We start from the raw sequence: 13,836 nt of genomic DNA, 5'->3' as shown, positions 1-13,836 counted from the left end.
TATCGATCGATTGGTCGCGGCTGAAGCCGCTTGTGTCTAACGCGGGTATATCGTTGAGGTGAGAGCGGAGTGCGGCAGGCCGCTAAGTCGCAGTGCCTCACGAGCACGAGTAGGAGTCAGGACCGCCGCACTCCGATTCTCCTGCCCAACAAGCCCGAACAGTTGCCTGAGCCGCGAGCTCGAACTTACAAGCATGGGCATCGGCAGGAGATCTCTCGTCCCTGAGTCTACTGCGGAGAACGTCTATGTCCATGCAGCGTTTTGTCGGGATCGATGTTTCCAAGGCCGAACTGGCCATGCATGTCTTGCCGGACGGGTGGGCCTGGACCCAGGCCAATACGCCCGAGGGGCGCGCCGGCTTGGCTGAACGCCTGGCCGCGATGGGATGCGAGCGGATCGTGCTGGAAGCCAGCGGCGGCTACGAACAGGCCGTGCTGCAGGCGCTGTCGCAGTCCGGTCTGCCCGTGGTCCGGCTGCCCGCCCATCGCCCCCGGGCGCTGGCGCAGGCGTTGGGCCTCAAGGCCAAGACCGATGCGCTGGATGCGCGCTTGCTGGCGGTGGCGGCCCAGTGCATCCACGCCCAGCCCACCGCGGTGCTCCCTGCATCGCTAAAGGCGCTACGCGAGCTGCTCCACCTGCGCAGCACCCTGGTCGCCCAGCGCGATGCGCAGCGCCGGTGCCTGGAGCACGTGGCCTGCGAGGCGGTGCGCGACCAGTGGCTCCAGGTGATCGCGCTGCTGCAGCAGCGTATCCGTGAGGTGTCCCGACAGATCGCACGGGCGGGAGCGGCCTGCTCTGATCTGCCCAAACTGCCCGGGCTTGGCCCGATCCTGCGCGCCACCCTGGCCGCGCGGCTTCCCGAACTGGGCACCGTGCCTGCGCGCAAGATCGCCGCCCTGGTCGGGCTGGCGCCGTTCAATCGCGATAGCGGCCGCTGGCGCGGCCAACGCCGCATCCAGGGCGGACGCGCCGACGTGCGGCGGGTGCTGTACATGGCCACCTGGGCCTCGATCCGCACCGGCTCCCCGCTGGCACACACCTACGCCCGCCTGACCGCCGCAGGCAAACCCGCCAAGGTCGCCATCATCGCGTGCATGCACAAATACCTGCGCTGGCTCAATGCCATCGCGCGAGATCGAGCACCGTACGCACCTCCTGCCATTGCTGCTGCATGACAGTTGACTCCTACAAAGGCGTGCGTGCCGCTCGTACTTGTCCAGGCTCGCTTTTCTGTAGGAGCGGCTTCAGCCGCGACGCTTTTCGATCCGGGATCGCGCCGCTTCGTTTCGTCGTGATTGACGTTGCTCCATTCGGCGAACATCCCACCCATGCCTTTGGGCAGATGCGAACCGACCGGGACGGCGGGCTAGACTCGCCGCAGATTTCCGCCAAGGACCTGCAGCCATGACCCAGTGGTATTTCCTGACCGGCAGCGAGCAGACCCGCTCCGGCCCGCTCGACGACGCCGACGCCATCGCCTTCGCCCGCACCAATCCCACCGCCATGGCCTGGCGCCAGGGCCAGAGCGGCTGGAAACCGGCAAACCAGATCGACGAACTGCGCGGCGCGAGCGCGGCCAGCCTGCCACCGGATCTGCCGCCCCCGCCCGGCGGCAGCGGTCGCGCCGACGACATCGACTTCCGCATCGTCGGCCACGAGATGCAGTTCGTGGAGATCGAGCTGGATCCGGGCGAGAGCGCGGTCGCCGAGGCCGGCGCGCTGATGTTCAAGGACGCCGTGGTGCAGATGGACACCGTGTTCGGCGATGGCTCCAACAGCCAGGGCGGCGGGCTGATGGGCAAGCTGTTCTCGGCCGGCAAGCGCCTGGTCACCGGCGAGAGCCTGTTCACCACCGTGTTCACCCACCAGGGCCAGGGCAAGGCCAAGGTCGCCTTCGCCGCGCCGTATCCCGGCACGGTGCTGGCGATGAAGCTGGACCAGCACGGCGGCCGCCTGATCTGCCAGAAGGACAGCTTCCTGGCCGGCGCGCGCGGCGTGTCGCTGGGCATCCACTTCCAGCGCAAGATCATGACCGGCCTGTTCGGCGGCGAGGGCTTCATCATGCAGAAGCTGGAAGGCGACGGCTGGGTGTTCGTGCATGCCGGCGGCTGCGTGGTCGAGCGCGAGCTGACCGCCGGCGAACGCCTGGACGTGGACACCGGCTGCGTGGTCGCGTTCCATTCCACGGTGGACATGGACGTGCGCCCGGTCAGCGGCATCAAGAGCATGTTCTTCGGCGGCGAAGGCATGTTCCTGGCCACGCTGACCGGCCCGGGCAAGGTGTGGCTGCAATCGCTGCCGTTCTCGCGCCTGGCCGGACGCATGTTCGCCGCCGCGCCGCAGGCCGGCGGGCAGAACCGCGGCGAAGGCTCGGTGCTCGGCGGCCTGGGCCGGATGCTGGACGGCGACAACAACTTCTGAGTTGCGGGTGAGCGGCGCATGCGTGCACCGCTCACCCCGGCACGACCGCCTCCAGCAGTTCGTCGCGCAACCACTGTTCCAGCACCCGCCCGACCAGCGCCGGATCGTCGTCAGGCGCATGCCGGCACAACGCACCGAAGCGCAATCCGGCCAGGCCATCGCGCAGCATGCGCGCCTCCAGCGGCGACATGCTCTGGAAATAGGGCGACAAGCCCTTGCGCCAGACCCGGATCGTCACAGCTTCGGACAGGCGTACCGCCGCAGGCGGCGCACGCCCCTCCGACAGTGCCAGCCAGATCGCAGCGGCGTTGCTGCGCATGCGGCGACGGCGCAGGGTCGGCACGAAGCGCAGGCGCGCCTGCTCCCAGTCCACGCCGGCCAGTGCCGCCAGCGTCACCGGCGCCGCGTCGACCCCATCGAAGGCGCGGCGCAGGGCCAGGTCGAGCCAGGCCAGGTCGGCAAGTTCCGGGCGCTCGGGATGGCACACGCGCAGGTAGGCACCGAAGCGGTCGCCGTAGGCGCCAAGGTTCCAGGCAGAAGGAGGATGCCGCGCCACGTAGCCGGCCGCGGCCGCGTCGAACGCGACCTCGCCCAGCCAGGCCAGGGTGGTGGCGTAGGTGTCGCGCAACGCGTCGCCGAGCTGCGCGCGGTAGGCATGCCGATACACGCGCAGGCCCGGGCGCTGGCGCGCATCCAGGCAGGTATCCGCATCGGCCGCGGGGTCGCGCAGCCAACCCGAGAAGCGGCGCTGCAGGTCGAGCAGGCTCATGCGGCCGCGCGTGCCGCGTTGGCGGCGATGCGCCGGGCGATCTGCAGCTCGTCCAGCAACTCGGACAGCGGCGGGATCCGGTCGTCGCGCTCGATCATGGTCGCCATCGCGCCGATACGCCGGCACACCGTCGCGTACAGCGCCCACACCGGATCGCAGACGGGTTGGTCGTGGGTATCGATCAACAGCTCGCGGCCCTGGCTATGCCCGGCCAGGTGCACCTGGCGTATCCGGTCCCACGGCAGCGCGTCCAGATAGGCCTGCGGATCGGCACCATGGTTGACGGCGCTGACGTAGACATTGTTGACGTCGAGCAGCAGATAGCAGCCGGTGCGTGCGCACACCTCGCGCAGGAACGCCGCTTCGCTCATGGCGCCTGCGAAGGCCAGATAGGTGGATGGGTTCTCGAGCAGCAATGGCCGCTCCAGCACGTCCTGGGCGTGGGCGATGTTGGCGCAGACCACGTCCAGCGCTTCGCCGTCGTAGGGCAGCGGCAGCAGATCGTGCGAATTGAATCCTGCGACCGCGCTCCAGCTCAGATGGTCGGAGACCCACAGCGGGCGCACGCGCCGCGTGAGATGTTTGAGCCGCAGCAGATAGTCGCGATCGAGCCCGTCGGCCGAGCCCAGCGACATCGACACGCCGTGCAGCGCCACCGGGTAGCGCTCGCGCACCCGATCCAGCACATGCAGCGGCCGGCCGCCGGCAACCATGAAGTTTTCCGAGATCGCTTCTACGAAATCCAGCGCGGGCGGCTCCTCGAGATACAGCGGATAGTGCGGCGGGCGCAGGCCCAATCCGAAGCCGTGGAAAGGCGCGATCGTGTCCATCTGGCAAGGTCTCGTTGGTCGTCCCGGCCGGGGCGCACGGCGCCGGCCGGAACAGGGGTGTCGCCTCAGGCGGCGGGCGCGGTCAGCGAGCCGCCGGCCGACTTGCACTGCTTCACCGTTACATCCTTGAAGCCCTGGCCCTTGCACGCGTTCTGGCCCTTGCACTCGTGGCTGCCGGATTTGCAATCGGACTGGCCCTTGCAGCTGTTGATGCCATAGCAGGCGACGAGCTTGGCATCGCCCTTGGTAGCGGCGCTGGCGGTGACCGGGACGCTGGCGGCGGCGACGGCGAGCAGCGCGGCGGTGGCGGCGAAACCGGTGACGGTACGGGTAGCGATCATGGACGTTCCTCGGTGATGGACGGATGCCGAATTGGCAGCGGGTACTTCGGCGCAAGCGTCGCCGCGGTTACAGCGCGATGCGACGATCATGCGATGCGCAGCAGCCGGTCCAGCGATACGCGGCCGGCACCGCGAAAGATCAGGTACGACAGCAGCGCGGCCCAGCTCAGGTGCGTGGGCCACGCATCGGGATAGACGAAGATCTCGATCACCGCGGTCATGCCCAGCAAGGCCAGCGCCGACAGCCGCGTGCACAGGCCCAACACCAGCAGCAACGGGAACAGGTGCTCCGCATAGGCGGCCAGGTGCGCGGCCAGTTCCGGCGCAAGCAGCGGCACGCGGTAGTCCTCGCGGAACAGCGCGTAGGTGCTGTCGGTGATGGTCAGCACGCCGCTGACCTTGGTGCGCCCGGACAGGAAGAAGATCGCGGCGATCGACAGCCGGAACAGCAGTGCCAGCGCCGAATGGCCGACCCGCTGCGACACCGCGGCGGCGAGACGATTCCACGCGGCACGCGGGTCCGCGGAAGCGAGAAGAGACGTCATGGAATTCCTTGCATGGAAGAGGGGTCGAGGGAAGAAAACGCACCGGCACCCAGCAGCGCTGCGAAGGTGTCGGCCAGCGCCAGCGTGGGCTCGGCCTGCTGCGCCTGCTCTGCCGCGGCCTGCAGCGTGGCGCCGCCGCGGCAGGCCTGCAGCAGCACGCAACCACCCAGGCCCAGCGCATGCCGATGCACCTGGCCGTCATGCCGCAGCAGCAGTGCGCCTTCGCCGCGCCACGCAAGCTCGGGCACCGGTGCCGCATCGCGCTGCGCACACCAGATCGAGTACACCGGCAACGCCTCGAACCAATGCCAGCACGCGCTTGGATGCACGGTCAGGCGCACGGCCGCCAGTTGTTCGCCAGGCAAGGCGGCCACGGCCTGCGGATCGAGGACGGCGGCGTCGGCCGCGACATGCGCCTCGCGCCAGCTGCGATCCAGTTGCGCCACACCCGGCAGATAAGGCAACTGCCCGGCCTCGGGAAGCGCGGCGAGAAACGCATCGAAGTCGCCGCCGTAGTGCAGCAGGCGCACATCGTCGGGTGGGCAGCGCCGGGCATAGGCACGCGCCGCCTGCTCGAACCATGCCGCTCCCACCAGCCGCTCCACGCTCGGAAAATTCGCTTGCAGCGCATCGATGCAGGCGCGCAGCACGGTGTTGCGGTAGATGCGGAATCCCGGTTGCGCTGCCAGCCCGCCGGCGTCGCCATCGCCGTACAGCGCGCGCGCGAACCCGTCCTGGAACTGCGCCAATGCGCTCATGCCGCCCGCCGCCGCCGCGTGGCGGCCCGCTCCAGCAGCCGCTGCGCACGATCGCGCTCCAGCAGCAGCGCATCGAATGCGGGTACGTTGCCATCGCGCTCGATCAAGGTCGGCCGCGGCCCGGCGAGGTCCAGGAAATACGCGTACAGGTCCCAGACGGCGGCATCCACCGGCGCGTCGTGCGAATCGATCAGCAGCGTCCGCGTGTCTGCCGCTTCCTCGGCATGGCCGGCCACATGCACTTCCACCACCGCATCGGCAGGGAAGGCATGCAGGTAGGCATAGGCGTCGAACCCCAGGTTGTGCGCGCTGACATGGACATTGTTGATGTCCAGCAATAGCCGGCAACCGCTGCGCCGCACCAGTTCGGCCAGGAAATCCGGTTCGCTCCAGGTGTGCCCGGGCAGCTCCAGATAGTGGCTAGGGTTCTCGATCGCCAGGGTGCGGCCGAGCGCCTCCTGCACCCGCTGGACATTGCTCACCACGCGGGCCAGCGCCGCGGCGCTGCGCGGTACCGGCAACAGGTCCGGATGGTAACGGCCGCGCCAGACCGACCAGGCCAGGTGCTCGGACACCTGCCACGGCTGGACCCGCTCGGCGAGCGCGGCCAGGCGGCGCAGGTGCCGCGCGTCCGGATCGGCATCGGCCGCCAGCGACAGCGACACGCCGTGCAGCGACAGCGGGTGGCGCGCGGCGATCGCCTCGAGCCAGGCCAGCCGCGGCCCGCCCTGGACCAGGTAGTTCTCCGGATGCACCTCGAACCACAACCCCGGCGCAGGACAGTCCAGCGCCTGCGCGTAGTGTTGCGGCTTCAGGCCGATGCCGGCGCCGAGCTGCATGGCCGCGGCTCCGCGCTCAGGCGCCGACCGGGCTCAGCGTGCCATGACCCTTCGGCGTCTTGATGCCGACGCAGGTGCCGGCCGGCACGTTCTTCCAGGCATTGCCTTGGTAGTCGCGCTTCGACGTGCCCGCGCAACTGGTGCCCGCCCCGGCCTTGCAATCGTTCTGGCCGGCCTTGGCGATGCCGTAGCACTTCTCCATCGGCTTGGGCTGCGCAGCGCGATCGGCGCCCTGCGCCATCGCGGCTCCGGCGACGAGGGCGGCCAGGGTCAGGGTTGCCGCGGCGGCGTTGCGTACGTTCATGGGAATGCTCCTGCGGAAAAGGGAATGGACGGGCCGGGCGCACGCTGCGGCCGGGTTCCTCCTGCATTCGCGGCGAACGCCGCAGCGGTTACAGCCGGCCGCCCATACGTGGAAAAAATATTCGGCCGGCGGCTGTAACCGCCACCGCGCATGCGACGAACTACCGCGGTCATGACCAGAGACAAGAAGCGACAGTGAACAGCCAGACACCGGTGGCGGCCGTGACCGCATGGCCTGCGCCCGCGGCGCCATGCGTCGCGGCGGTGGGCGCGTGCGTGGCGCGCCTGGCACGGCCGAGTGCGGCGCCAGGCGCGGCCAGGGCGGCATCGGCACCAACGGGCCGACGTCCGGTGCGACTCCAGCAGCAAGGCCATTGCCGTCGTATCCTGCCTGTCCGGCGTGCGCCAGGCCGCCTTGGAGAACGCTGCATGCCGATCCGCCGTTCCCGCCGCGTCCCGTCCCAGGCCGCCGGCCGCGTGGCGCGATGAGCCGGCTGGACGCGCTGCAGGCGGTGGAAGTGCGTCTGCGCCTGTTGTTCGTGGCCGGCCTGGAGGGCGACGCGCGCGACTACCGCACGTTCCTGGACGAACTCAGCGCCCACTTGCGCGCTTTCCTGCGCCGCCGCCTGAACCACGCGCCCGATGATGTGGAGGACATCTTGCAAGAGACCCTGCTGGCCATCCACAACAGCCGCCACACCTATCGCCGCAGCGAACCGCTGACCGCGTGGGTGTATGCGGTCGCCCGCTACAAGCTGCTGGACTTCTACCGGGCGCACGCGCGCAAGCGTCCGCTGCAACTGCCGCTGGACGCCGCGGACGATCTGTTCGCGCATGCCGACGACGCGCCGGCGCACGCCCGCCATGAGATCGGCCGGCTGCTGCAGCAATTGCCGGACCGGCACCGCCTGCCGATCGTGCACGTGAAGCTGCAGGGCCTGTCGGTCAGCGAGACCGCCCGGCTGACCGGCATGTCCGAATCCGCGGTCAAGGTCGGCGTGCATCGCGGACTCAAGGCGCTGGCGCTGAAGATCAGGAGTACGACATGAAGACCAATGAATTGATTGCGCTGCTGGCGCAGGAACCTTTGCGCGTGGGCCGGCATGCTTCTGCTCGGCGATTCGCGTTGGCGCTGCCATGCGGGCTGCTGGGTGCGCTGCTGTTGGCGGCAGCCGTCTTTGGTCTCCGCCCGGACCTGATGGTCGCCGCTGCGGATCCGGCGTTCTGGGCGAAGCTGGGCTTCGCCACCTGCATGACCGCTGGTGCCGGCCTGGCGACCTGGCGCCTGGCCACGCCGGGGCGGCGGGTCGGCGCCGCCGCCATCGCGATCGGCGTCCCGGTCGTCACGTTGTGGATCGCGGCCATCGCCGCGCTGTGGGCGGCGCCAGCGGAACTGCGCCTGCCGTTGCTGGAGGGCCAGAGTTGGCACAGTTGCCCGTTCAACATCGCGCTGCTGTCGATTCCGACCTTCGCCAGCGTGTTCTGGGCCTTGCGCGGGCTGGCGCCGACCCGCCTGCGCGCGGCCGGCGCGGCCGGCGGACTGCTCGGCGGCGCCCTGGCGACCACGGCCTATTGCTTCCATTGCCCGGAGATGGCGGTCCCGTTCTGGGCGCTGTGGTACGTGCTGGGGATGGCACTGCCGACCGCGCTCGGCGCTGCCCTCGGCCCGCGCCTGCTGCGCTGGTAGCCGGCGCTGCGTTCGTTCGGCGCCGCATGCGCCAGCCGGCATGACCTCCGGTCGTGGGCGGTGCAGGCCGATCCCGGTATGCTCGCGCCGGCTCCGCCCTCTCCTTCCTCGACGCCGCATCCATGACCGCCTTCCGTTCCCCGCGCCTGCTCCTGTCCCTGTCCCTGTTCGGCCTGCTCGCTGCGTGCGGCGGCGAGCCCAAGCCGGCGACGCCGGCCCCGGTGGTGGTGGGGCCGGCACCGACCGCCGCGGCCAAGCCGCTGCGCATCGGCATCGCCCTGGGCGGCGGCGCGGCCAAGGGCTTCGCCCATATCGGCGTGATCAAGATGCTGCAGGCCAACGGGCTGGAGCCGGTGGTGGTGTCCGGCACCAGCGCCGGCAGCGTGGTCGGCGCGCTGTACGCCAGCGGCATGGACGCGTTCCAGATGCAGCAGGCCGCGGTGGCGCTGGACGAGACCAGCATCCGCGACATGCGCCTGTTCTCCGGCGGTCTGGTGCAAGGCCAGGCGCTGCAGGACTACGTCAACGCCCAGCTCAAGAACCGCCCGATCGAGAAGCTCGCCAAGCCCTTCGCCGCGGTGTCCACGCGCCTGGAAGACGGCGAGCGCACCGTGTTCGTGCGCGGCAACGCAGGCCAGGCGGTGCGCGCCTCCAGCAGCATTCCCGGCGTGTTCGAACCGGTGACCATCGGCAAGTTCCATTACGTGGACGGCGGCGTGGTCAGCCCGGTGCCGGTGGACGCGGCGCGCCAGCTGGGCGCCGACTTCGTGGTCGCGGTGGACATCTCCAGCAAGGCCAGCGGCAAGAACCCGGCCGGCATGCTCGGCATCGTCAACCAGTCGATCGCGATCATGGGCCAGCGCCTGGGCCAGCAGGAGCTAGCGCGCGCGGACATCGTGATCCGGCCCAAGGTCAACGACATCGGCGCCGCCGATTTCGCCCAGCGCAACGCCGCCATCCTGGAAGGCGAGAAGGCCGCGCTGGCGGCGATGCCGCAGATCAAGGCCAAGCTGGCGCAGCTGCAGCAACAGCGCGCGGCGGCCGCGGCTGCTGCAGCCAAGGCGGCGCAGCCGGCACCCGCGCCATGCGAACTGCGCTCGCGCCTGGGCCGCCTGATCGGCCGCGACGATCCGTGCAAGAAGCAGGACTGAGCTAGCCCCTCTCCCACCGGGAGAGGGGTTGGGGTGAGGGTGCGGCGCGCAGCGTCTCGCTGAGTTGGGTGCGCGAGGCTGCGCCCGTACCCTCATCCGCCCCTTCGGGGCACCTTCTCCCGAGGGGAGAAGGAACAGCCGGGCGTCCATAGCCCCTCTCCTACCGGGAGAGGGTTGGGGTGAGGGTACGGCGCGCAGCGTCTCGCGGAGTTGGGGTGCACGAGGCTTCGCCCGGACCCTCATCCGGCCCTGCGGGCCACCTTCTCCCGATGGGAGAAGGGAACAGCCGAGCGTGCAAATCCCCTCTGCCCGCAGCTTCGCTCAGATCCGGATTGCCGCCGTGCTCTGGCGCTGTGCATCCTGCTGCTGCACATCCTGCTGCATGGCTGCCTGCTGCGTTTGTGCGAGCGCCTGCTGCCGATCGAACTCGGCCAGCCGCTCGAACGACTGCGCGACCGGCGTGCGCACCGCTTCTTCGCTCGGCATCTGCGCGCGCAGGTGCGCCGGATCCTTCGGGTCGCCCTGCACCACGAACACCAGTTCGCCCGCTTGCGCAGTGCGTCCGCGCTCGCTCAACAACACATGATCCACCCGCTCCAGGCCGCTGCGCGCGGCCAGATCGGTCAGGCTGGCAGCCATGCAGGCGCTGTCCGCGTCGGGGCTGCGCCCGAGCTGCTGGTCCAGCGCGTGCGTGCCGGCGACGCATTGCTGATGCAACGCATTGCGCGGGTGAGCCGCTTGCGTAGGATCGGCAGCGCGCGCCGCCAGCGACTCGCCGCCACGTGCAGGCTCCATCGGATCGGCCTCGGCCAATGTCTGCGGGCTGCGCATGACCGGTTGCTGCCGGTAAGGATCGTCGGGATGGAACTGCTGCCGCAGCTGCTGGCGCTCCAGGCGTAGCGCGCGCGTGTCGTCGAGTTCGCGGAGTTGCTGCGGGTCGCGCACTGGCTGCACCACGGTCTGCTCACCATCGCTGACCCACGTGTTCCAGCCGCGCGTCTGTTGGTCGTACATGTAGGAAAAATTCGGCGCACCAATCCGGTCCGGGTCGGTGATGGGCAGCGTATGGCTCGCTCCGATGCGTGCGACCGTCATCCGCCACGTATAGGAAAGCGCATTGAGTTGCGCATCGTCGTACTTGCCAACGTCCGCCATGGTTTCGCTGGCCCGGTTCACTCCAAGTGCGGAGTTGTCGAGCATCATCGACCAGACCTTCTCCGCCTCGGCTTCGCCGCCGTGGCGGCGCGCGGCATCGAGCAGCTGGCGCGGGGTCCAGGCGTCGGGGTTGATGTGCCTTTTCTGGAAGCTTGCGTCGTGAACGTCTTCGACGTCCCTCACCGGCAGATTGAGGGCGAGTTCCGGGCGGCCGCTCCTTTCGTAGTGCTGGCGCCGTTCAAGATCGGAGCGCATCAGGTCGACACCGAAACTGTTCCACTCGCGCTCGCTCATGCTGACGCCATCGCGCCGTGCCTGGCTGTCGGCAAACACGTTGGCGGTCGCGCCGGGCGCATTGTCGTTTCGGACTACGCCTAATGCGAGGAGACCATAGCCATCATTGCCGTCTTTGTGGGCCAGATAATTCCAATAGAGTTCACGATTGCCGCTGTCTGCGTAGTGACGCAGCACATTGATGTCTTGTTGCGTGATACCAGCCATTCGAACCTCCGTGTATTGACCTACTTGTCAGCCTTTTCGACCATGAATTGATGCACCGCACTACGCGCCCTGTCCTCGATCCTCTTCCAGTCCGCAAGTGCGAAACGCACGTAGCGAATGTCGACAGCCACCTTCAACTCGGGAATGATGAAGAAGTGCTTGCAAACCGGTAGCGCATCTTCTTTGCTGCGAACGAGTTTGCCATCGACATAAGCCACCCCGGACTGCGTGACTTCGCGCGAGGTGCACTTGATCAGCGTTTCAATCTCACCGTTGCCATTTCGCTTTACATACCAATCCTCATGATGCTCGGCCTGCATCACGGGAGCGGATTCTCTGTATCCCTTTGCTCTGTAGTACTCCATGAACTTCGGCAGATCCGCGTAGTACGGCGTCAAGCCGTAAGTCGGTTCGCCCTCAATGCGATCATCGAGTCGTTCTTCTGGATTTCCCTCTTCACCCGGATCGGGCGTGTACTGCCTGCGCAGATATTCATGCGTGTCCACCCGATCCAGATAGCTGTAGCCGATATTGACCGTGCGCGTCGCCACATCCAGGCTCAGATGACTGCGCTCGCCAGGCGCGAACGGCTCCAGCGTCGGATATTCCAGGTACAGGCCGAAGCTGCCGTCGAAGTTCGGCCCCATCTGGTCGCCGAAATAGTTGGCCGGAATCCGCAACGTGTACGGACCGAGGCATGTGTCCATCAGCGGCGGCGGCGTCTTGAATGGATCCTGCGGGCCATCGTGATGCTTCATGACACATCCCTGTTCGTTGGTGGTGGTTCGCTGCGCCGTATCGGCGGGCTTGGCGCAGCCTGCCATCGGCAAGGCGCTGACCAGCAGCAGCCAATGGGCGAGGCGTAGGGCGGGTTTCATCCTGCATCCTCCGGTGATGCGCAGAAGTTGATTATAGGTTGCAGGCCCGATGGCACTGAACCTGGCGCGGCATCGCGCTGCAGCCTGCGCTGCACATCGGCGATGGCAAGGCGCCAGAAGTTGTTGCGCTTAACTCAGCCGCGCGGCAGCGGCAACCCGGTGAAGTCCTTGACCGTACGCAGCACGAAGCTGGAATTGACGTCGGCCACGCCGGCGGCGTTGAGCAGCTTGTCCAGCAGGAACGCGGAGAAATGGGTCAGATCGCGCACGTAGACGTGTAGCAGGTAGTCCATGTCGCCGGTCAGCGCGTGGCAGGCGACGACTTCGTCCCAGCCCTGCACGCTGTCGGCGAAATGGGCGATGCCGGTTTGCCCGTGCTTTTCCAGCTGCACGCGCACGAACGCCTGCAGGCCCAGGCCGATCGCGCCAGGCACCAGCCGTGCGGCGTAGCCGGCGACCACGCCGTCGGCCTCCAGCCGTTGCACCCGGCGCAGGCAGGCCGACGGCGACAGGTTCACCTGCGCGGCCAGTTCGGCGTTGCTGGCCCGTCCCTGCCGTTGCAGCAGCGCCAGCAGGCGCAGGTCGGTGCGGTCGAACAGGGCCGATTCGGTCATTTATTGCTCTGCAACATGGATTCGCTGCAACAATCTTGCGCTCAGGGGCCGGAATCGCGCAACTTCGCAAACTCATTGCGTGGCTTGTCGCCTAGCATCGTCGGTATCCCCACCGGAGCCGCCGCCCATGGACACCGCACCGCGCCGCGTCGAACACCAGCAGACCGACAAGGGCTATGTGCCGGTCTACACCACGGCCGTGGTCGCGCAGCCATGGGACAGCTACAGCGCCGACGACCATGCCACCTGGGGAACGCTGTACCAGCGCCAGCGCGAATTGCTGGTCGGCCGCGCCTGCGACGAATTCCTGCAGGCGCAGGACGCGATGGGCATGAGTCCGCAGGCGATCCCGCGCTTCGAGCAGCTCAACGAGGTGCTGGGCGCCGCCACCGGCTGGACCCTGGTCGGGGTCGAGGGCCTGCTGCCGGAACTGGATTTCTTCGATCACCTGGCCAACCGCCGCTTCCCGGTGACCTGGTGGATCCGCCGCCCCGAACAGATCGACTACATCGCCGAGCCGGACCTGTTCCACGACCTGTTCGGCCACGTGCCGCTGCTGATGAATCCGCTGTTCGCCGACTACATGCAGGCCTACGGCCGCGGTGGGGTCAAGGCGCACGGCATCGGCCCGGACGCGCTGCAGAACCTCACCCGCCTGTACTGGTACACGGTGGAGTTCGGACTGATCGCCAGCGCCGACGGCCTGCGCATCTTCGGTGCCGGCATCGTCTCGTCCAAGGGAGAATCGCTGTACGCGCTGGAATCGGCCGCGCCCAACCGCATCGGCTTCGACCTGGCGCGGATCATGCGCACCCGCTACCGCATCGACACCTTCCAGAAGACCTACTTCGTCATCGACAGCTTCGAACAGCTGATGCAGGCGACTGCGCCGGACTTCACTCCGCTCTATGTGGCGCTGGAAACCCAGGAGCACCTGCCGGCCGGCGAGGTTCAGGAAGGCGACCGCGTGTACCAGAAGGGCACCGGCGAAGGCTGGGCGGAAGGCGGCGACGTTTAACCGTAGAGCCGGGCCCTGCCCGGCTG

At 68.3% G+C, this 13,836-nt stretch carries 15 protein-coding genes and 2 pseudogenes; 7 read left to right on the top strand and 10 right to left on the bottom strand.

What is annotated here, in order from left to right; genetic code table 11:
* Positions 1-245: 245 nt before the first annotated feature.
* From HEP73_RS22765 to HEP73_RS00545, 3 genes and pseudogenes are all read left to right on the top strand, one after another.
* Positions 246-617: pseudogene (locus tag HEP73_RS22765) on the top strand (IS110 family transposase); the annotation flags it as partial.
* Between the two features lie 183 nt (positions 618-800).
* Positions 801-1,175 (top strand): annotated as a pseudogene (locus HEP73_RS22760) (transposase); the annotation flags it as partial.
* 229 nt (positions 1,176-1,404) lie between these two features.
* Positions 1,405-2,421, top strand: coding sequence for a TIGR00266 family protein (locus HEP73_RS00545; RefSeq protein ID WP_185821722.1), 1,017 nt, complete (start codon positions 1,405-1,407; stop codon positions 2,419-2,421).
* 31 nt (positions 2,422-2,452) lie between these two features.
* Here HEP73_RS00545 and HEP73_RS00540 read toward each other — a convergent pair whose 3' ends face one another.
* The 7 genes from HEP73_RS00540 to HEP73_RS00510 form a co-directional block, all read right to left on the bottom strand.
* Positions 2,453-3,190 (bottom strand): HvfC/BufC N-terminal domain-containing protein, encoded by a 738-nt coding sequence (locus tag HEP73_RS00540; protein WP_185814727.1) that lies wholly within the window; start codon positions 3,188-3,190, stop codon positions 2,453-2,455.
* Entirely contained in the window at positions 3,187-4,020 is an 834-nt protein-coding gene (gene bufB, locus HEP73_RS00535) for an MNIO family bufferin maturase (RefSeq protein WP_185821721.1), read from the bottom strand. The genes HEP73_RS00540 and bufB (HEP73_RS00535) overlap by 4 nt, the downstream gene beginning before the upstream one ends.
* Positions 4,021-4,085: 65 nt before the next feature.
* The gene (bufA2, locus tag HEP73_RS00530; RefSeq protein ID WP_179570430.1) at positions 4,086-4,361 is read right to left on the bottom strand and encodes a BufA2 family periplasmic bufferin-type metallophore; all 276 of its coding nucleotides are present in this window, start codon (positions 4,359-4,361) and stop codon (positions 4,086-4,088) included.
* An 86-nt stretch (positions 4,362-4,447) separates the two neighbouring features.
* Positions 4,448-4,906 carry a DoxX family protein gene (locus HEP73_RS00525; RefSeq protein ID WP_185821720.1) on the bottom strand — a complete coding sequence of 153 codons (459 nt, stop codon included), beginning with the start codon at positions 4,904-4,906 and terminating at the stop codon, positions 4,448-4,450.
* Positions 4,903-5,664: an HvfC/BufC N-terminal domain-containing protein gene (locus tag HEP73_RS00520; RefSeq protein ID WP_185821719.1), complete on the bottom strand. Its 762-nt coding sequence runs from the start codon at positions 5,662-5,664 to the stop codon at positions 4,903-4,905. Before HEP73_RS00520 ends, HEP73_RS00525 begins: the two co-directional genes overlap by 4 nt.
* The gene (bufB, locus tag HEP73_RS00515; protein ID WP_185821718.1) at positions 5,661-6,503 is read right to left on the bottom strand and encodes an MNIO family bufferin maturase; all 843 of its coding nucleotides are present in this window, start codon (positions 6,501-6,503) and stop codon (positions 5,661-5,663) included. The genes HEP73_RS00520 and bufB (HEP73_RS00515) overlap by 4 nt, the downstream gene beginning before the upstream one ends.
* A 16-nt stretch (positions 6,504-6,519) precedes the next feature.
* A complete protein-coding gene (locus HEP73_RS00510; RefSeq protein ID WP_185821717.1) occupies positions 6,520-6,807 on the bottom strand; it encodes a BufA1 family periplasmic bufferin-type metallophore in 288 nt (95 codons plus the stop codon).
* Positions 6,808-7,291: 484 nt separating this feature from the next.
* Here HEP73_RS00510 and HEP73_RS00505 point away from each other — a divergent pair, with 484 nt between their 5' ends.
* The 3 genes from HEP73_RS00505 to HEP73_RS00495 all read left to right on the top strand — a co-directional run bounded on the left by HEP73_RS00505 (position 7,292) and on the right by HEP73_RS00495 (position 9,644).
* Positions 7,292-7,855 (top strand): sigma-70 family RNA polymerase sigma factor, encoded by a 564-nt coding sequence (locus HEP73_RS00505; protein WP_185821716.1) that lies wholly within the window; start codon positions 7,292-7,294, stop codon positions 7,853-7,855.
* On the top strand, positions 7,852-8,493 hold the full coding sequence (locus HEP73_RS00500; protein WP_185821715.1) for an NrsF family protein: 642 nt from the start codon (positions 7,852-7,854) through the stop codon (positions 8,491-8,493). Before HEP73_RS00505 ends, HEP73_RS00500 begins: the two co-directional genes overlap by 4 nt.
* Positions 8,494-8,615: 122 nt before the next feature.
* Positions 8,616-9,644 (top strand): patatin-like phospholipase family protein, encoded by a 1,029-nt coding sequence (locus HEP73_RS00495; protein ID WP_185821714.1) that lies wholly within the window; start codon positions 8,616-8,618, stop codon positions 9,642-9,644.
* 321 nt (positions 9,645-9,965) lie between these two features.
* Here the strand turns inward: HEP73_RS00495 and HEP73_RS00490 are convergent, their stop codons facing one another.
* The 3 genes from HEP73_RS00490 to HEP73_RS00480 all read right to left on the bottom strand — a co-directional run bounded on the left by HEP73_RS00490 (position 9,966) and on the right by HEP73_RS00480 (position 12,792).
* Positions 9,966-11,300, bottom strand: coding sequence for an XVIPCD domain-containing protein (locus HEP73_RS00490; RefSeq protein ID WP_255423616.1), 1,335 nt, complete (start codon positions 11,298-11,300; stop codon positions 9,966-9,968).
* 20 nt (positions 11,301-11,320) lie between these two features.
* A complete protein-coding gene (locus HEP73_RS00485) occupies positions 11,321-12,178 on the bottom strand; it encodes a hypothetical protein (protein ID WP_185821713.1) in 858 nt (285 codons plus the stop codon).
* 134 nt (positions 12,179-12,312) lie between these two features.
* Positions 12,313-12,792 carry an Lrp/AsnC family transcriptional regulator gene (locus HEP73_RS00480; protein WP_185821712.1) on the bottom strand — a complete coding sequence of 160 codons (480 nt, stop codon included), beginning with the start codon at positions 12,790-12,792 and terminating at the stop codon, positions 12,313-12,315.
* Positions 12,793-12,919: 127 nt separating this feature from the next.
* Here HEP73_RS00480 and phhA point away from each other — a divergent pair, with 127 nt between their 5' ends.
* Complete coding sequence (gene phhA / locus HEP73_RS00475) at positions 12,920-13,810, top strand: phenylalanine 4-monooxygenase (protein ID WP_185821711.1); 891 nt, start codon at positions 12,920-12,922, stop codon at positions 13,808-13,810.
* Positions 13,811-13,836: the final 26 nt, after the last annotated feature.

The organism is Xanthomonas sp. GW, from assembly GCF_014236815.1.
Lineage (GTDB): Bacteria > Pseudomonadota > Gammaproteobacteria > Xanthomonadales > Xanthomonadaceae > Xanthomonas_A.
The sequence above is the reverse complement of the archived record's forward strand: the minus strand, read 5'-3'. Positions and strand labels throughout refer to the sequence as shown.

What these genes read in the sequence shown, in the direction of transcription:
- HEP73_RS00500 (WP_185821715.1), top strand. Translation starts at nt 7,852, where the DNA reads ATGAAGACCAATGAATTGATTGCGCTGCTGGCGCAGGAACCTTTGCGC.
- HEP73_RS00480 (WP_185821712.1), bottom strand. Translation starts at nt 12,792, where the DNA reads ATGACCGAATCGGCCCTGTTCGACCGCACCGACCTGCGCCTGCTGGCG.
- bufA2 (WP_179570430.1), bottom strand. Translation starts at nt 4,361, where the DNA reads ATGATCGCTACCCGTACCGTCACCGGTTTCGCCGCCACCGCCGCGCTG.
- HEP73_RS00545 (WP_185821722.1), top strand. Translation starts at nt 1,405, where the DNA reads ATGACCCAGTGGTATTTCCTGACCGGCAGCGAGCAGACCCGCTCCGGC.
- HEP73_RS00520 (WP_185821719.1), bottom strand. Translation starts at nt 5,664, where the DNA reads ATGAGCGCATTGGCGCAGTTCCAGGACGGGTTCGCGCGCGCGCTGTAC.
- HEP73_RS00485 (WP_185821713.1), bottom strand. Translation starts at nt 12,178, where the DNA reads ATGAAACCCGCCCTACGCCTCGCCCATTGGCTGCTGCTGGTCAGCGCC.
- HEP73_RS00490 (WP_255423616.1), bottom strand. Translation starts at nt 11,300, where the DNA reads ATGGCTGGTATCACGCAACAAGACATCAATGTGCTGCGTCACTACGCA.
- phhA (WP_185821711.1), top strand. Translation starts at nt 12,920, where the DNA reads ATGGACACCGCACCGCGCCGCGTCGAACACCAGCAGACCGACAAGGGC.
- HEP73_RS00510 (WP_185821717.1), bottom strand. Translation starts at nt 6,807, where the DNA reads ATGAACGTACGCAACGCCGCCGCGGCAACCCTGACCCTGGCCGCCCTC.
- HEP73_RS00505 (WP_185821716.1), top strand. Translation starts at nt 7,292, where the DNA reads ATGAGCCGGCTGGACGCGCTGCAGGCGGTGGAAGTGCGTCTGCGCCTG.
- bufB (WP_185821721.1), bottom strand. Translation starts at nt 4,020, where the DNA reads ATGGACACGATCGCGCCTTTCCACGGCTTCGGATTGGGCCTGCGCCCG.
- HEP73_RS00540 (WP_185814727.1), bottom strand. Translation starts at nt 3,190, where the DNA reads ATGAGCCTGCTCGACCTGCAGCGCCGCTTCTCGGGTTGGCTGCGCGAC.
- HEP73_RS00525 (WP_185821720.1), bottom strand. Translation starts at nt 4,906, where the DNA reads ATGACGTCTCTTCTCGCTTCCGCGGACCCGCGTGCCGCGTGGAATCGT.
- HEP73_RS00495 (WP_185821714.1), top strand. Translation starts at nt 8,616, where the DNA reads ATGACCGCCTTCCGTTCCCCGCGCCTGCTCCTGTCCCTGTCCCTGTTC.
- bufB (WP_185821718.1), bottom strand. Translation starts at nt 6,503, where the DNA reads ATGCAGCTCGGCGCCGGCATCGGCCTGAAGCCGCAACACTACGCGCAG.